We start from the raw sequence: 18,715 nt of genomic DNA, 5'->3' as shown, positions 1-18,715 counted from the left end.
CCATATTTACTTACTATCACCTATTACCATAATACTAAAATGGCTTATAATAGTATATTTGTTTTGTACTATATCCTAAAGATTTAAATTTAGAACTTAAATATTCGATTTTATCAAAATTAATTTTTATGCAATTTAATATCCCAGGCATTAAATTTAATTTTGCTTCATCAATTCCCTTCAATTTCAATATTTCACTATATTCTTCCGTGCCTAGCTCTAATATTTCCGCTTTCCCTCTTATTTGCATACCTTCCCAAGAATCCTCATTATTAGGTTTTCCATATATACTTATGCTAACTCTATTATTTAATATTATATTTGCAAATTTTTTTCCACCTTCTGATAATATATATATACCTCCGTCCTTATATATATATTCCATAGGAGTTGACCTGATCCAATTATTGTATCCTGTAGCCAAATCACATATTTTATGAGAATTTATAAAATCATCTATACTTTTCTTTAAATCTTCTTTTGGCATAGTCTTTAAAAAACTCTCTCTTATTCTCTTAAGTTCTAGAGAAAACTGCACTATTTCTCCTATACACTTGTCACACTTTATAGTTTTACAGTGTACTACTGCACTCCCTAATATAGACTGAAGTTTTTTTAATGCCTTTATTCCCGGATCCTTTTCAGTATCTGTACATATCAATCCTATTTCTTTATTAATAAGCCAAGTTGCATTTTCCATTACAAATTTTAAAATCTTATCATTTAATTTTTCTCCAGATACTGGAGCTGCAATTACAAATAAATCATAATTTTTATAGTCCTCTTTAAACCCTTCTGTAGTACAATATCTTGCAGGGCCTAGTACTAGTGCCATTTTTTTAACGATTTTTTCTGTAGTTTCCTTTAATCCCTCATAAATTATCATGGTTCTTTGCATAAAATCCACCCCTTTTTTATTATTCTACTTATTTATGTTGCTCAAAACCTTTATTTATATATATACTTATTTTTGAATATTATAATTAATTATACCATATTTTCATACTATTTTGACAATTGGATGTAAAACTTAACCAAAATTTAATTTTTAAAGATATTTTAAATATTAAGAACCTTATTCTTAAATGTTTAATATAATATTTAGTGAGTAAATATTTATTGGAGGTCCTAAGGCATATGTATAGCAATCCTTACTATTATGGTGGAATGATGTGTAATATAGCAGCTTTAAATAATTCTTTAAGACTAATAAAAGAAGCTGTTCAAGGTGAAAAAGAAGATGCCCAATTTTATGAATACCTTATTAAAAAAGCTCCAACAAAAGAAGAAAAAGAAATAATAGAGTCCATAAGAAATGATGAATTAAAACACAACAAAATGTTCAGGGAAATATATAAAGGAATAACGGGAATGCATGTTCCTCCAAGTGAAGATTCAGAATTTAAAAAGCCTAAATCTTATATAGCTGGAATTAAAAAAGCGCTATTTGGTGAATTAGCTGCCGTAGAAAAATATAGAGAAATAAAGAAAGGCTTACCTTCTAGATGTTCAAGAGATATGTTATTCGAAATAATAACAGATGAAATAAAACATAGTATAAAATATAACTATATACTATATTTAAATTGCTGTGAAAAGAAAAGAGAAAATTTAGAAGATGAATATTCTGAAGAAAAATTCACCAGATACGCTGATTTTCCAATGTATCAAAGAATACCACAAGATTTCATACTTTAAAAATGGTAAATCTTGTTTAATGCAATCTTTAATATTAACTTTGTTTATAATGAAACTGCCCCAGTTGTTCACTGTAAACTGGGGTAATTCTTATTCTATAGGTTCACCATGGAAATTCTCGTATCTTTCCTCTGTCCTTTTGTTCCCCTTTGCCCTTTCTTCTGGCTTATGCCCATCATTTTTTTTACCTTTTTTATGAGTTTCGTACATTTTCTTTGCCATATCTATTCTCCTATTCTAATCCTCTAATGGTTTTATTTGATTTTCCATACCAAAAACTGCTCTAGCACTCTCTTCATATCCATGCTTTATATTTTTCTTCTTAAAGTCTCCATCTTCTTTTTTATTATTTTTAGTGCTTTTCATCTTATTTTCCATAATACTTTTCACCTCAATATTATGTTTTCCCGCTATTCTCATTTTATACTCCACCGTAAGAATAAATTACGAAGTAAGTGCCATAAGAAAAATCATACTTTAAGGGAATAAAAAAATTGGAATTGGGGACTATTGAACTAGCTTTAGAACTTCTTATGTTTGCAGATTTCAATTCCCGTTAAGAAACCTTCTTGTTTGAGGGACGCAAGGAGCGAGTTAAGGTTTTAGGGTATTGAAATCTGCAAACATGTAGAAGTTCTTAGCGTATTGTGATTAGTCCCAAATTACAATTTTTTTATGGACTTAAAGTATGATTTTTCTTATTGTACTTGCGTCACAAATTTCTTACATAAGATCCTTAAGTTTATCTTTAAATAATTCACCTAAATTAACTCCTGATTCTTTTTCATCTAAAAAAGCTGAAAAATCTTCTACAGGCTTATCTACAGCTTCTTTAATGCTCAAGCTTATTCTTTTTTCTTCAAGATTCAAGCCCAAAATTTTAACCTTTACTTTATCTCCTATTTTTAGTTTATCTGAAGGTTTAGCTATATTCTCTTCACATATCTCTGATAAATGTACAAGACCTTCTACTCCCGCAGTTATCTCTACAAAAGCACCAAAACTAGCTAACTTAACTACTGTGCCCTCTACCACATCATTTACTTTAAATTTTACTGCTACTTCTTCCCATGGATCAGTAGTTATATCTTTTATGGATAAGGATAATCGCTCTTTTTCTCTATCGACATCCAATACATAAACTTGTACATTGTCACCTACTGATAGCAACTGTGATGGGTCTTTAACTCTTCCCCAAGATAGTTCTGACACATGTACAAGACCTTCTAATCCTCCAATATCCACAAAAGCTCCAAATTTAGCTAACTTCTTAACTACACCACTTCTAATTTCACCTTTTTGTACACTATTCCATAACTGTTCTTTTCTTTCGTTAGCAATTTTTTTCTCTACTTCTTTTGCGGATAATATTATCTTTTCCTTTTTACTATCAAATTCTATTATCTTGACATTTAGTGATTTTCCAACAAATACATTCAAGTCTTTTACGTATGAAAGCGAAATTTGTGATGCTGGTATAAATGCTCTCAACCCTTTTATTTTAGCAGTAACTCCACCTTTAACAATTTCATTCACTATAACTTCAAATACCTCTTCATTTTTATAGAAATTCTCCAGTTCATCCCATACTTTTATCCTATCAGCCTTCTTTTTAGATAATAATACATTTCCTTCTCCATCATTAATATCTAAAATATAAGCATATACTTCTTCACCAATTTTAAAATAATCTTTTATTTCTCCTTCACCCTCTGATATTTCACTTTTAGGTATTATTCCATCCGTTATATAGCCTATATTAACCATTAATTCATTTTCATTTAAACCTATTATTGTCCCCTTTACTATTTCCCCTTTGTGTAATTTTCTCATGCTTGCATCCACTTCATCCATAAATTCTTTCATTGACACATCATTCATATTTTCTGTAGTCATATAAAACACTCCTTACCTTATAAAAAAGTTTAAAATCTTTTACTAATATAAATTCTAACATACTAGAAATAAAAATATAAATAACTTTAAAATATTTATTTCAACAAAAAGTATTTTTATTCATATTATATTATTATACACTTTTCCTTTTTTTATATGTTATATATTTTTATACCCGGAGGTGATAAATTTGTACGATGGCATGCCACCTGTTTACAATGTTAAGTTAGATTGCTTAAATGATGCTATAAATCTTTCCTTTCAATATATAAAGAAAGAATGCTATAATCAAAAACTTTTCAATTATCTAATAAAAAATACATCAGATAAAAATGAAATAAATTTGTTAAATTCTATTAAAAACGATATGAATAAACATCAGTGTTTATTAAAAAACTTTTTTTTATATTTTAATGGTAAGAATCCATCTATAACTGAAAAAAATTTTTTTACTGAACCTACTGACTTTATCCAGGGAATAGAAACAGCCTTTTTTAATAACCAAATATATATCGATTTATTTACAAAATTTTATATACTCATGATTCAAAGTGTTTGCAATGAATCTTTCACTAATATGGCCTTTGAAATACTGCAAGATGTACAAAAACATAATTCTCAATATAATTTCATACTAAATGCCCAGGTTTTGAAAAAATTCAAACCATAGAAACACTATTTTTTTATCAATCCCTAATCTCCAGTCTATAACCCTCAAGAAAGATTTTATTTAGATACTAGTATAATAAATATGCTCCTTCAGTCTTATTTCTAAAACCTAAATGAAGACTAGTACTTACTAAATAACAAGTCCTAATGGAGACTAGGGATTATTGATTATTGAACTGCAGTTTTTCTAAAATCTCACTAAATCCTTGTCTAACATGTCCATCTCTTCCTTTTAAAGTTTCTGCACACACTAAAGAATTAAGTACTGCCTCTTCAACTGATTCAGCAACCCCTCTAAAAATTAAATTTATCTTATCTTCATTTATTATTTTTATATTTATTATATCCTGTTGTTCATAATGATATATTTTATTGGCCGTACTAAATCCTATGACTATTTCCCCGCTGCCATTACCTATAAAGGAACCTGTTCTAGCCATGCCTACAGAGGCCCTTTTACATACCCTTTTAATTTGCCTATAGCTTAATGGAATATCCGTTGCAATTATTATTATACAAGACCCCTTATCTTCTTCATTACAACAAAATACTTCTTCTCCTATTTTTTCACCATCTACTATTAAGTCTTCACCTCTTCCAAAGTTAGTAAGGGTTAAAACTCCTATAGTATACTCTTTACCATCTAATTCTATTATCCTAGAAGCTGAGCCTATACCACCTTTAAATCCATAGCATGTCATTCCTGTTCCTGCACCAACGGCTCCCTCTTTAAATATCACATCTGCATTCTCCATACTTTCAAAAACATTCTTCCTACCTACATTTCTTTCTCTTATACAATTTAAATAGCCATCATTACATTCACATACAACAGGATTTATGGTTCCTGTTGTAACCCCTATATCTTCATTTTCCTTAAGCATATACTCTATTAAAGCATCACTTACCAAACCAACGCTCAATGTATTGGTTAATAAAATAGGTGTTTCTAATGTTCCTAATTCTTCTATTTGAACTGTTCCTACTGTTTTACCAAATCCATTTATTACATGGCTACAAGCTACTAACTTTTCCTTAAATATATTTCCTTCATGAGGAATTATAGCTGTAACTCCTGTATTTATATCTCCACTTTTTAAAGTTACATGCCCTACTCTTACACCTAGCACATCTGTAATTAAATTATTCTTACCTATTTTTAGTTTTCCTATGTTTATTCCATAATCTCTTATTCTTTTTTGCACAACAACTCCCCCAAACTCCTTTAATTATTATAGAAAACTATCAAGAATTTTTATTTTAATTCCTTATTTGCATAAACTATACATAAGAAAAAGCTAAGGTACATGAAAAGAAATAACAAGTCAAAGATGCTGGTATATTTTGTGTCAGACAAGGAAGCAGGTTCCGTCGCTAGTAAGAACTATCAGCGGGTTCTGCTGATGCAGTATGATGCAAAATAGACTGGCATACTGACTTGTTATTTATTTGAATGTGCCTAATACAATATATTTATAACTATTTTTATATTAAGTATTATACCACAAAAGCATTACATTACCTGAATTATGAAATTTATCTGGAATGACTTGCATAAGAAGCAAAGGAACTGTCTAAATTTAATTTTAGAAATTCTTCTTTTAGACAGATAAAATTATTTTATAATATCTTCTTATTCATAATAAATAACTTTAAATCTCCATATGCCATACTATAATAAAAATTATTTTTTAATATTTACTTAAGTGCTGAGATCACAGCTTTTAAATTTTCTACAGGGGTATCATTTAAGCAGGTACACCCAAATGCCAAAAGAAAGTTATTATATGGTTTCATAGAATCTATAAGTTTTTTAGATTCTTTCTCTATTTCTTCTGGTCTCATAACTTTAAGCACCTGTATAGGATCTATATTACCTACAATTACCTTATCTTTAGGAAAATTCTTAGCTAACTTAGGTAAATTCATTATTTGGTCAAAACTTATGCCTTCTGCTCCTACAGTCATAAGTTGATCTACTATATGATATATTTTACCACATATATGTATTCCCTTCCAACAGCTTAAGTTATTATATATGTGTTGCAGTTTAGGATATATAAATTTAGAAAAAGCCTTAGGAGAAATCATTCCTGAAGAAGGCTCAGCTATAGATATATATTGTACTCCATGTTCTTCTATAGCTTTTGCATAATTTAAAACTACTTCCGTTGTAAATTCTAAAATTTCCTGCACAAATTCTGGTTCTCTTACTAAACTTTTAGCTATTCTAGATATGCCAGCCATTTGACAAGCTAACGTAAATGGACCTTGCAAGGAAACAAATAAAGGCTTTTTAAAATTACAACTTATAAGCTTTAGTGACTTTAAATTAGTGGACATTCTTCCATCTTTATATGGATTAGGTACTTTATATTCTTTAAGTATCTCTAAACTCTTCACGGGATGTTCTTCTACCGATGGGAAATCATAGTCCGGAGTTTTCATAGGAATACTTAAAGTTTCACAAAATATATTTCCATCATCCATTGGATATATAAAATCCGATGGAAAATACTCATCCATTTTCTTAGCTACTTCTAGCTGTTTTTCTGGAGAATTATAAACTTCATATATAGTGTATCCTGTTAAAAACAAGCCATTAGTGCCCATAAAAGGAAGTAAGCACGCTCCTTTTTTCTCATTTATATAATCTAATAATGACAAATTTATCACACCCTTCTTTTGTACAACTAATCCTACGACACCCTAACAAATTACTATAAGATATCCACTATCTTAATTTATATTTTCTTCTGTTTCTTTATCAAATAAGTATATGTTTTCTTTATGGATGAATAATTTAACTTCATTTTCTGCTGATATTTGCTGATGTGAGGGAGTCCTTAGAACTATACTTCCATTAGGTGTATCTACATGTACATAATTTTCCGCTCCTAAGTGTTCTACTACATGAACTTTACCTCCCACACTTAAGTTATCATCACAAATATTAGACGCTATGGTTATATGTTCTGGTCTAACACCTAAAATACACTTCTTTCCTATGTATGCTTTTTCCCTTACTTTATTTGATAATTCATTATTTAAAATTATACTGTCTTCATTTAATACAATATATATATATCCGTCCACTTCTTTTAAAGTCCCCTCCATAAAATTCATCTGTGGTGAACCTATAAAACTAGCTACAAATACATTATTAGGTTTATCGTATATATTCTGCGGAGTATCTACTTGCTGAATTATTCCATCTTTCATAACTACTATTCTAGTGCCCATAGTCATAGCTTCTGTTTGATCATGAGTCACATATACAAAGGTTGTATTTAACGCTTTATGGAGTTTGGTTATTTCTGAACGAGTTTGAACTCTCAGCTTTGCATCTAGATTAGAAAGTGGTTCATCCATTAAAAATACTTTAGGTTCCCTTACTATGGCTCTTCCCAGTGCGACCCTTTGCCTCTGACCCCCTGAAAGTTGCTTAGGCTTTCTTCTTAAGAACTCCTGTATACCAAGTATTTCTGCTACATTATTTACTCTTTCTTTTATTTCATCTTTAGGTATTTTTCTCATTTTAAGTCCAAAAGCCATATTTTCATAAACAGTCATATGAGGATATAGAGCATAATTTTGAAATACCATAGCTATGTCCCTATCCTTTGCATCTATTTCATTTACTACCTTATTTCCTATGGAAAGCTCTCCTGAAGTTATTTCTTCAAGACCTGCTATCATTCTTAAAATAGTAGATTTTCCACAACCAGACGGACCTACAAGCACTACAAATTCTTTATCCTTTATATCTAGATTTACATCTTTTACCGCATGAACTCCATTTTTATATTTCTTATTTATATTAGTAAGTTTTAATCCCGACAAACTTTTCCCTCCAATACAAAATTCTATTATTTAATTATGGTAGCTTTTACAAAAATCTACTTTAAAAATTTTTCAAAAAAATTCGTATAATCTTGTAAATTTAAACTATAATTCATTTCCACAGTTCTATCATCTGGTGATTTCATTTCTTCCTTATTTCCTAAAAGTTCACTCAATTCATCCTGTATTTTATGCCCTAAATCTTTTTCCATTTCACTAATCCTATTCAAACTCTTAAAATTATCCTGTATCATCATAAGTTTTTGGTAATCCTGAAGCCCAAATCTTAAATTTTCCCATCTTACAGAAGATATAGGCTTTAAATCACTCCCTGGATATAGAAAAAACATATCCCCTGCTTTCCATACTGGATGTTTATAGGAAGCATCCTCAAAAGGCTTAAAAGGCCAAAGAACATAAGCCCATCTTAAAAATCCATCCATTTTAAAATAATAAGCATACCAACCTATTAATCTACTTTCTATAAGGGGGGAACTTAAAAAACTATTTAATTTATCTGGAAAGCAACAAACATAATAAGTACATTTGCCTTTATTTTTCTCCCTTAAAGAAAGTGAATTTATACTTTGAATTGTAAGAGGCAAACTTAAGGATATATCATGAAAAGCATGAGCATATTCCTTCAAAAACTTCATATCATGAAGTGCTACCTTATAAAACACTTCATACTCTGGCACTAAACCACTAATAAACTCCTTACATTGTTTAGCAATTTGTGGATTGTTCGGTTCATCACTTATAATCCTCACCTTACTCCACCAACCCTTTTCTATAAAATGCTCTAAAAGAAGTTTTATATATACACCTAACTCTTCTTTTGAATCTATGTACTTAAAGCTTCCAGTATCCTCATTTAAATAACTAATTCTAATAGGATCTTTATAATCCTTTAAAGGATTTCCAAAACTCATAGCATCCCAATTACCTAAAAGTCCAAACAAATCTATTTCTTCTTCTATACCTTGTTCAATACACAGTTCAATATATCTATCCAATATGGAAAAATCACAATTTAAATTTCCGTATTGATCCTTTTTTACCTTAACTAGATTGCTTTCAAAAAGATTTGCCTGCTTTTCTTTAACTTTATAGCAACCTTGCCCTGCCCATGGAAAATCAGATACTACAGCAGTTATAGTTTTTTGCCCTAAAGAAGCCAGTTCTTTTGTATAATTCTTTATTATAATAAAATGCTCTTCAGACCACAAAGGCACCTTGTAGTATGTAGATAAACTTCTCAAGTGCTGCCATAAATCCAAATGAAAATATTCCTTTTTTAAAGGCTTTAAAAGCATGTCAGTGACATTTATACTGATAATCTCATTAGCTATTTTTTCTTCCTCTAGATACTGACTTTGTAAGTACATATTTAAATTAATTAAAAATTTCTCCCCTATATAGTTCTTAGGTACTTTCCCCTGTACCCAAAGAAGCCTCTCTTCATCTTTTTTTACTACAGTATAATTTTCCCTTAAAATAGCATCTCCAACTAACTTTCCATTATCATCTTTAACATATCCTATAAAATGTATTGAAAAGTCTTCTTCAATCTTATTACTACTTTCTTTATAATCTTGATTATTAATTTTTAAACATTCTAAGGAAAATCTAACTCTATTTATAAGTCCTAAATGACCAATATTATTGTTCATATCTAAAGAACATACAAAATCCTCATCTGCCTTTATCATAATACAAAAAGCAAATTTTTCTTCCTTAATAACATTTAAATTTACTGGCTTTTTAAATCCTTTTTCTTCCCAAATCTCTTTAGGAGTTTCATCCTTTATATGCTTAAAAGATGAATTTAAAAAAACATACTGTACATTCATAATAATTCCTCTCTAATCTTAAACTTAAATATATAAATAGGATACACATTTTAATTTACTTTATTGATAGTTTAAATTTGCAGTCCATACAAAAGGAATTGGAAAAACCCGACTCATAAACCTTTTTACTTTAGGTAATCTTTCTAATAAATCTTGTTCACTATCTATCCCTTCAAACACTAACTTAGTAGCCATTTCTATAGATGAAATTTTAAAATCTTCCTCTCCTATAATTATATGAGATCCGTCTTCTCCGCTTGTAAAGCTCAATTTATTAATTATTTCTTCCTCTACATGCTGATTAAAATATGGTTTCAAATTTTTCATAAAGCTTGTAAAATTTATTATTTTCACCGTACCATGAAGACAATCTAAATTTCTTTGCTCTGTACTAGGAAAATAATTCATTCTATCTTTAATATGAACATAGTGATCTATATAACTGAGTTTTTTATCATAAGCTATCTTTTTAAGACATTCATATACATGTTCAGCTTTTCCTGCACACTCAATCACTTGTCCATGTTTACTTTCCTCATTTATTATTCTTAAAATTATATATCCTAAAAACTCATCTTCTCTAGCAATAACGTATTTTTCATAAGTATAATTACCCCAAGAAATAGTAGCTGACTCTAAAAGCACACTAAACTCTTTCAAAGTTCTTTTATATCTTGTAGAATTCAAGTTATATATATGAACCATAGAATCAAAATATTTTTCTTGGTAATTCTTTATGCATAAGGCACTTTCTGATTTCATGTTATCCTTTCTTATGTATACCATTTCTAAATCTTCAGGAATTATAGTGTATCTATAAAAATTTTCAACCTTCATACATTGTCTTCTAGTGTATAAAGTCCTTTCTCCAGATATAAGAACTACATCTATTCCATCCACATACATTTTTTCTTCTACCTTATCTAGTATCTTTGAAGCATAATTTTTTCCTCTAAAATTTTCATGAGTGCAAACGCCACCTATAGATGCTGCATTTATAATTGCTGACTCTATGTATATTTTCTCCTTTAAAAAATTCACTTCACTTATAGGTTTATCATTTTCATAAATTCCTATCATGTTTTCTAGATTATTTATATTTAAAAGCAGAGGAAACTCCTGACCCATAGTTGCCTTTTCTCCTCTTGTATCTCTAAATACATGATTTATAAGTTTTAAAATTTCTTCAAAATCTTCTCTTCTAGCAGATCTCAATTCCATAAAATTCACTCTCTTACTTTTAATGAACACTCCAAAAGAACTAATTCCTAATCATTAGTCTGCATCCCCAATCACTGTTGACTAGTTGCTAACAAGCAACTATCCTTTCATTCCCGATAAAGTTACTCCTTCTACAAATTTATTTTGAAGTATTAAGTAGAATATAAATGAAGGAATAAACGTAATAGTTGCCCCTGCCATTATAAGTCCATAGTTCACTGTATATTGTGCTCCCAATGTAGAAAGCCCTACAGTTAAAGTTCTCACCGTATCATCAGTGGTTATGATTAATGGCCATAAAAATTCATTCCAAGCCCCTACAAAAGTAAATATGGATAGTGTTATTATGGCTGGCTTTATAAGCGGTAATACTATTTGAAAAAATATTCTAATATCTGAGCAACCATCTATCTTTGCAGATTCTAATAATTCTTTAGGAATATTCAAAATAGCCTGACGCATTAAAAAAACTCCAAAAGCCGTTGGTATAGGTAAGATCAAAGCGAAATAACTATCTATCCATCCTAAATTTTTCATTATTATATATAGTGGTATCATTGTAACCTGAGAAGGTATTATAAGGGTTATTATCATAAAGAAAAACAACTTATTGTTTCCTGCGAAGTCCATTTTAGCAAAAGCATAGCCTGCTAGACTGCTAAAAATAACAGTTAAAATTACGCCACTTAAAGCTATAAACATACTGTTAAAAAAGTAATGCATAAAATTATTATCCTTAAAAATTGTTATATAGTTTTGCAAAGTAACATCAGCTAAGGATAAATTAAAATTATAAGCAGTATAAGTCACTTTAAAAGACATTATTAACATGTATATAAACGGAACCAGCATACAACTAGCAATTACAAGTAAAATAAAATTACATATGATATTCTTTAATGTTTTCATGTTTTTCCTCCTCCCTATTTTTAGTCCCCAATGCCAAAGTCTTAAGTTATGTTTAGGCATTGGGTCTGGATTTCAACCAATTAATAATCATTAGCTAAAAACTTTTCTAAATGCTTGATTCTTCCCTCCTTATAAACTTTCTTTGAAGTATAGAGATTATGGCTATTATAAAGAAAAGTACATTAGCTACAGTCATAGCATAGCCTGCGTTAAACTCTTTAAAAGATAAATTGTATATATGCATTACTAATGTCATAGTAGTGGTACCAGGACCTCCCCCTGTTAGCGTATATACTAGATCAAATATTTGAAAAGACCATATAGTTCCTAAAAATACTACCATTATAGTTGTAGGCTTTAAAAGCGGAAGAGTTATATGAAAAAATTCCTGAAGTTTATTGGCTCCATCTACTTTAGATGCTTCATAATAGCTAGATGGAATATCCATTAATGCTGCTATATAAATAACTATAAAATACCCTATATTTTTCCAAATAGCAATAGCCATTAATGTCGGTAATGCCGTTTTAGGATTACCAAGCCAATTAGCACTCACATTAAAAAATGTAGACATTATATAATTTATAGGTGACATATCTGAATTTAACATAACTCTCCAAACAATCCCTATTAATATCATAGAAGATATTACAGGTATAAAAACCACTCCTCTTACGAATCTTGCAAGTCTACTTTCCTTTTTACTCACAAGCCATACGGCCATTAAAAGAGAAAGGATAGTTTGAACTGGTACCACCACCAAAGTTACAATTATGGTGTTTTTAACTGCCTCTATAAAAACTTTATCCTGAAACAATCTTTTATAATTATCCATACCTGTAAACACTGCTGGAGTCATTATATTGTACTTTGTAAAACTAAAGTATATAGACATAATTATGGGAATTATATAAAAACTAAATAATATTACTCCTAAGGGTAATATATAACCATAGGGCTTTAGTTTATTTAAATTGATTTTTTTGTTTCTACTCACGTTTCTCACCGCCCTTTTATTAATGCATATTCAAATAAATAATAAGTCAGTATACTAGTATATTTGACTTGTTATTTCTTTTCATGTACCTAATTCCTTAATTTCAATTTCTAATCTTCAGTGTCCAATTTTCAAATAATTTAGTAGTAATACTAAGATTTTTTAATTCTTTGCCACTCAGTTACTAAACACCAGATGTTAAAATTCTCTAGTTACTTTCAAAGTACTTACATCGTTTCTGGGAATTATTACTAATAATTTATATATGTCAAAAATTAGTCATTAAAAATTTCTATGAATTTATGAAATTATATTATGATTATCCCACAAAAAGCATTATATTACCTGAATTATGAAATTTCTCTGGAATTACTTGCATAAGAAGCAAAGGAACTGTTTAAATTTATTGTTCCCAGCTCTTATGCAAGTAATGGAGGATAAATTTCATAATTCCACCACATTGTACCTTATTGTGGGTTAATCATATTATTATTTTGCTTATCTATATGAATTACAAAAGAAAAGGGGGCGTATACACATACTAATATATACAACCCTCTTTTCAGTTTATTTAGCGTCTTTTTTTAGTAAGTCATTAGCATATCTTGCAGCTTCGTCTAACGCTTCTTTTGGTGCTGCTTGACCATTCATCATTTTTTGAAGTTGTTTCCATAAGTATTCATACACTTCTACACCGTGTGGAGCAACCTTAAGAGGTCTATATACACCTTTATCTTTCTCTATCATCTCTTTTAATTTTGGATCACCCTGATATGGTTCATCCTTTGTTATTGGTGCTCTTGGATGATATTTATGGAATTTAGTCATAGATTCTGCACTTAACATGTGCTTCATTAATTTAAAGGATAGATCCTTATTTTTAGCTGATGACATAAGTGTTAATTGGTCAACAGATGCAAAAGTTCCCTTGTCTTTATTTTGCAATGATGTAATGAATCCATATTTAAGATTTGGGAAAGATTTATCTAGTATTTCTGAAGATGCTGAAGATAAATATATGCAAAATGCAGCATTTCCAGTTCCAAAAGTTGTTTGAAGCATTTCCTTATTTGTTTGAGATATTGCATTTTCTGGTATAACTTTATCTACAAATTTAAGGTCATGTAAAAATTGAGCTGTTTGTACACCAGCTTCATTGTTAAACTTTACAGTCTTTAAATCGTCATTATAAAGTTCACCGCCTGCTTGCCATAAAAATCCGTACCAATTCCAGTTTAAATCACCAAAAAATTTAGCTCCCCAACCTTGAGCAAATCCCCATTGATCTATTTTTCCATCTCCGTTAGTGTCCTTAGTTGCCTTTTTAGCTATTCTTCTAAAATCTTCCCAAGTTACTGGAGGTTTTTCACCTATTTTATCAAGTATGTCCTTATTGTAGTAAAGTACTGCTGGATTTGCGGCTTCTATAGGAAGACCATAAATTCCTCCCATTTCTTTTGCATCATTAATATATATGTACTTTTCATAATCTTCTTTAGATAATTTTTTAGTTAAATCTTCTACCGCTCCCATACTTATAAATTGAGGAAACATTTCTGCATACATATAACCTACATCTGGTCCTTTTCCTGCTGCTATAGCCGTAGCATACTTTTCTGGATATGTCTCCCATGGGATTATTTCTAAGCTAATCTCACAGTTATTTTTTTCTTCAAATTCCTTTAAAATTGGCTCCCAAACTGGCTTATCATTTTCACCTATAGGTGGTAGCCAGACTGTTATATGCTCCTTTTTACCTTTAGCGCCGCTTTGTGATGTTTTTTTGTTTCCACATCCAGCTAAAGTTCCAAATGCCACTGCCACTAGCAAAAATAAAGCAAATATCTTCTTAAATTTTTTCATAAATATCAGCTCCTTCCTTATTTCAAAAACTTTTTTCGACTATTTTTCCACTTATTCTCACCTTTTTGTAAACTTTCCTACTCATTTTCGAATGTTTATTAATTAAATATTAATAAATTTATGGAATTTTGTCTAATTGATAAAATCTATAAAAGGACCTTTATTTATTATGAATGTCTATGGCACACTCTACTAGTTTGATGACCTTGAACATATTTTTATCATATGAAAACATAAAATAAAGCCCAATATTGGGCTTTATTTTATACCTCTTTTAACTACTCCATTTACTGGTTTATAGTAATCTTTATATAATAGATCTTTTGAAACTTGTTGTCCATTTTTATAGGTTACTTTATAGACATTTACTCTATATCCATTTTTAGCTGTTGTTTCTATAACCTCAGTTCCCTTTGGAAGTGTAGAGTCATTTACATAATTTGTACTTGAAGGTATAGTTTCATAAACTTCACTGACAAAATCATATTTAACTTGGTTAAGACTTAAATTTGAATATATACTACAAACTAATGTATTTCCCTCTGCATAGCTCTCTAGGTATACGGGATAATTCAAAGTATTTTTAAACTTATAATCTAAACTTCCATAACTTACTGTCGCATCTAATCCCTTAGGTACATAGCTAGAAGGTAAAGTATGAGGCGTCCTTTGTATAGAACGCATATTAGCTCTTAAAACCGCATTATATAGTGTACTTGATACTTGACATACCCCTCCACCTAAACCACTTTCTACCTTGTTTCCTACTATTACCGGTGCATCCTTATATCCTCTAGCTGCACTTCTCTCTCCTACTACCTCGTTAAAACTAAAAGATTCTCCTGGCATTATAATTCTTCCATTTATAGCTTTGGCAGATAATTTAATATTATAATTTCTATTTTCATTAGAAGCAGAAGTATTAAATTTTGTAGTAAAATAAGATATTCTAGAATTTATACTTTTCAAACTTTTTGATTGAACCTTTGCAGCTACTGTTTTAATTTCAGGTGTAATAATTGAGTCCTTATCATCTACTTTTCCATTTATACTGCTATTAATATTCTTCTTCAACTTATCCTCGTTTAAAACTTTACCATCTACACTTTCAGTAACATCAAAACTTAAATCTCCAACTTTTCTTATAGTTGCATCTTTAGCTTCCTTATTTATTTCTTTTTTCATCTCATTAAGCAATACATCTATATATTTTCCATCATACTTAAATTTCAACATGTGTTTTTGATTTTTAGGATTTTTTATTAATTTATACTTTTGTAAAATCCCCATATTTCTAGCATACTTAAAAGCTTCATCCACAGTTTCTGAAATATTGTATTTAGCATTTAATTGTGAATAGCTAATTTTATATTCCTTATTAGGAGCCTTTATTAGTATATTCTTCTTTAAAACCTTATCTCCATATTTTTCATTAATTAAAGTTATAGCTTGCTCCTTTGTTTTTCCAGAAACATCTATATTTTCTATTGATACACCTGGATAGATAACATTATCATACTTTTCACAAACTGAATATATATGATGTCTTACTCCTAGCGCTCCAGCCACAACTATAATTATAAAAAATGATACTACTAATAATAATACTTTTGATTTATGGGGTTTATTGTTTTTTTCACTCCTTTTACTTCTACTCATACTCCTTTTCCTTTCCCAAAATGGCTTATTTTTCTTTCATTATAATAATAACATTTAGCTAATATAAAAAGTTACAAATATATTAAAAACAACACTTACTATCTTGGGATTTCATCTAAAGCTTAAATTTTTTAATCTCCCCTTTTAAACTTTTTGACATAGTATTTAAATCATCTGCAGTACTTCTTACATTTTCTATGGAATCCACCTTCTGCTCCACTATTGAATTTATTATTTGAGAATTAGCAGCTGTTTCTTGAGTATTGCAAGAAAATTTATCTACAACCTTGGCCATATCTATAGAAATTTGAGTTTGTTGTTCTATAGAGTTAGCTATATTTTCAATATTTTTACTCATATTCTTCATAGTATCATATATATTATTAAATTCTTCACTAGTTAAATAAGATTTTTCAACTCCTAATTCTACTAACTTTAATTCTTTTTCCATAGCTTCTGATGCATTTTTAGTTTTTTCTTGAATATTTTTAACAAATGATATTATATCACCAGATGCACTTTTACTTTCTTCTGCTAATTTTCTTACTTCATCTGCTACAACCGCAAAACCTTTCCCATGTTCCCCAGCACGTGCAGCTTCTATAGCCGCATTCAAAGCTAATAAATTTGTTTGTTCTGCTATGGAATTTATAATAAGCACCATTTCATTTATCTTTTCAGAATACTCCTGTAATTCCTCCATAGTTTTACATGCTTCATTTGTAGTATTTTTTATATTATTCATTGATTCAACTACATCCTTTACCTTTTCAACACCCTGTTCTGCTAATCTTAACGCATTTTTTCCATCTTTAGTTACACTTTCTGTATCTATAGCTATTTTCTGTGAATTATTAGCTATTTCTTGAACACTTGCTGCTGTTTCTTCTGCTGCACTAGCATTATTTTCCGTACTTACTGCCATTTCATTAACTCCGCTTACTATTTCTTGAAATCCCACATTTATTTCCTCAATAGAGACTCCCACATTACCAGATACCTTAGTTAAATTTTCAGCACTACTTTTTATATTTAATATCAATCTCCTTAGGCTATCTCCTGCTATATTTAAAGACTCTATAAGTTCTACAACTTCATCTTTATTTCCGTTAGTATTCCTTATTTTCTCTTTCAAACCATCAACCTTATAAGTCAAGTCTCCACTAGCCATTTTTTTAGCAAATTTTGAAGCCTCATTTATATTACATGTTAAATAGCTTGATAGTCTATAAGCTATATATATTACCAGTATTAAGGAAAGGAGACACAAACCATTAATTATGCCTACCATTTCTATGATGCCTGTACTTTTAAAATATTGTACTATGGATGTCTCTTTTATGGCTATAGCCCAAGCACCTATAATTTTCCCTTGTTGATCCTTTATAGGCTCTATATGAGATAAATATTTTTCATCACTAATTCTTAATCTAGTATTTACGTTGCTACCTTGTTGAAAAACCTGCTCATTTAGCTTACCCTTTTCATCTATATGCTTAATAGAACTATCCTTGCTATCAATACTGCTAGATATTATCTTATCCCTAGATAAAAATATCATGTCAAATCCTAAGTCCTTTTTTATTTTTGATACAATATCACTGTTACTAATTTTTTTATCCCCTTTACATAGTTCCTCATTATCTAAAGACCATTCGCCTGGATAAACTTCATCTATTATACTTTTTCCAGTAACACTTGCTTTTTCTACTACTTGGCTCAATACTTTCCCAGAGGCCTTAGTCCCAATATTAATAGTCATAACACATATGGGTACTAAGACTAATAGTGCCACTAAAAGAAAACTTCTCATTATTTTTCTTTTTAAAGAAACGTTCCTCATAATTATCCCCCCAAATGCACGCTCTTACATATTTACATAGTTTTTACTATATATATTATATAACATTTACACTATAAATAAAAACTTTTTGTTATGTAACCAGTATTGAAATATTATATTCATTTGATATAATTATTGTTGAACACTAACTTAATATTACTACGGGGGTGCCTAAAGCTGAGAAGAGCTATTGCTCTAACCCTTTGAACCTGATTCCAGATAATACTGGCGGAGGTAAGTAGGTACATAACTTCTAAAGTTACC

General features: G+C 29.5%; 16 protein-coding genes and 1 riboswitch. Of the genes, 2 read left to right on the top strand and 14 right to left on the bottom strand.

The features are described 5' to 3' along the window. Nucleotides 1-34: 34 nt before the first annotated feature. Entirely contained in the window at nucleotides 35-898 is an 864-nt protein-coding gene (locus tag CC89_RS04380; RefSeq protein ID WP_035289489.1) for a pyridoxamine 5'-phosphate oxidase family protein, read from the bottom strand. Nucleotides 899-1,137: 239 nt separating this feature from the next. Here CC89_RS04380 and CC89_RS04375 point away from each other — a divergent pair, with 239 nt between their 5' ends. Continuing rightward, the gene (locus tag CC89_RS04375) at nucleotides 1,138-1,698 is read left to right on the top strand and encodes a ferritin family protein (RefSeq protein WP_081896958.1); all 561 of its coding nucleotides are present in this window, start codon (nucleotides 1,138-1,140) and stop codon (nucleotides 1,696-1,698) included. Nucleotides 1,699-1,788: 90 nt separating this feature from the next. Here the strand turns inward: CC89_RS04375 and CC89_RS21030 are convergent, their stop codons facing one another. The 3 genes from CC89_RS21030 to rpsA all read right to left on the bottom strand — a co-directional run bounded on the left by CC89_RS21030 (nucleotide 1,789) and on the right by rpsA (nucleotide 3,594). After that, a complete protein-coding gene (locus tag CC89_RS21030; protein ID WP_286161302.1) occupies nucleotides 1,789-1,920 on the bottom strand; it encodes a hypothetical protein in 132 nt (43 codons plus the stop codon). Nucleotides 1,921-1,935: 15 nt separating this feature from the next. Beyond that, entirely contained in the window at nucleotides 1,936-2,076 is a 141-nt protein-coding gene (locus tag CC89_RS04370) for a CPC_1213 family protein (RefSeq protein WP_207641497.1), read from the bottom strand. Nucleotides 2,077-2,421: 345 nt separating this feature from the next. Continuing rightward, a complete protein-coding gene (gene rpsA / locus CC89_RS04365) occupies nucleotides 2,422-3,594 on the bottom strand; it encodes a 30S ribosomal protein S1 (RefSeq protein ID WP_035289482.1) in 1,173 nt (390 codons plus the stop codon). Between the two features lie 190 nt (nucleotides 3,595-3,784). Here rpsA and CC89_RS04360 point away from each other — a divergent pair, with 190 nt between their 5' ends. Beyond that, nucleotides 3,785-4,264 carry a hypothetical protein gene (locus CC89_RS04360; protein WP_035289479.1) on the top strand — a complete coding sequence of 160 codons (480 nt, stop codon included), beginning with the start codon at nucleotides 3,785-3,787 and terminating at the stop codon, nucleotides 4,262-4,264. Between the two features lie 160 nt (nucleotides 4,265-4,424). On the opposite strand, the gene CC89_RS04355 is transcribed toward CC89_RS04360, so the two are convergent. From CC89_RS04355 to CC89_RS04310, 10 genes are all read right to left on the bottom strand, one after another. After that, entirely contained in the window at nucleotides 4,425-5,468 is a 1,044-nt protein-coding gene (locus CC89_RS04355; RefSeq protein WP_081896957.1) for a DmpA family aminopeptidase, read from the bottom strand. Nucleotides 5,469-5,961: 493 nt separating this feature from the next. Continuing rightward, entirely contained in the window at nucleotides 5,962-6,930 is a 969-nt protein-coding gene (locus CC89_RS04350; RefSeq protein WP_051931484.1) for a uroporphyrinogen decarboxylase family protein, read from the bottom strand. Nucleotides 6,931-7,002: 72 nt separating this feature from the next. Continuing rightward, nucleotides 7,003-8,106, bottom strand: a complete 1,104-nt coding sequence (locus tag CC89_RS04345; RefSeq protein WP_035289476.1) for an ABC transporter ATP-binding protein — start codon at nucleotides 8,104-8,106, stop codon at nucleotides 7,003-7,005. Nucleotides 8,107-8,162: 56 nt separating this feature from the next. Next, entirely contained in the window at nucleotides 8,163-9,959 is a 1,797-nt protein-coding gene (locus CC89_RS04340; RefSeq protein ID WP_035289473.1) for a DUF4091 domain-containing protein, read from the bottom strand. Between the two features lie 60 nt (nucleotides 9,960-10,019). Next, nucleotides 10,020-11,180, bottom strand: a complete 1,161-nt coding sequence (locus CC89_RS04335; protein ID WP_035289470.1) for a GNAT family N-acetyltransferase — start codon at nucleotides 11,178-11,180, stop codon at nucleotides 10,020-10,022. A 99-nt stretch (nucleotides 11,181-11,279) separates the two neighbouring features. Further along, entirely contained in the window at nucleotides 11,280-12,089 is an 810-nt protein-coding gene (locus CC89_RS04330) for a carbohydrate ABC transporter permease (RefSeq protein ID WP_035289468.1), read from the bottom strand. A 106-nt stretch (nucleotides 12,090-12,195) separates the two neighbouring features. Continuing rightward, the gene (locus CC89_RS04325) at nucleotides 12,196-13,086 is read right to left on the bottom strand and encodes a carbohydrate ABC transporter permease (protein ID WP_051931481.1); all 891 of its coding nucleotides are present in this window, start codon (nucleotides 13,084-13,086) and stop codon (nucleotides 12,196-12,198) included. Between the two features lie 567 nt (nucleotides 13,087-13,653). Continuing rightward, on the bottom strand, nucleotides 13,654-14,949 hold the full coding sequence (locus CC89_RS04320; RefSeq protein WP_035289466.1) for an ABC transporter substrate-binding protein: 1,296 nt from the start codon (nucleotides 14,947-14,949) through the stop codon (nucleotides 13,654-13,656). Nucleotides 14,950-15,207: 258 nt separating this feature from the next. Beyond that, nucleotides 15,208-16,608, bottom strand: a complete 1,401-nt coding sequence (locus CC89_RS04315) for a VanW family protein (RefSeq protein WP_035289464.1) — start codon at nucleotides 16,606-16,608, stop codon at nucleotides 15,208-15,210. A gap of 115 nt (nucleotides 16,609-16,723) precedes the next feature. After that, the gene (locus tag CC89_RS04310) at nucleotides 16,724-18,451 is read right to left on the bottom strand and encodes a methyl-accepting chemotaxis protein (RefSeq protein WP_035289461.1); all 1,728 of its coding nucleotides are present in this window, start codon (nucleotides 18,449-18,451) and stop codon (nucleotides 16,724-16,726) included. Between the two features lie 153 nt (nucleotides 18,452-18,604). Next, nucleotides 18,605-18,706: riboswitch (TPP riboswitch) on the top strand. Nucleotides 18,707-18,715: the final 9 nt, after the last annotated feature.

The organism is Clostridium sp. KNHs214 (assembly GCF_000744935.1).
In the GTDB taxonomy this organism is placed as follows: domain Bacteria; phylum Bacillota; class Clostridia; order Clostridiales; family Clostridiaceae; genus Haloimpatiens.
This window is presented reverse-complemented; position numbering and strand designations above follow the sequence as displayed.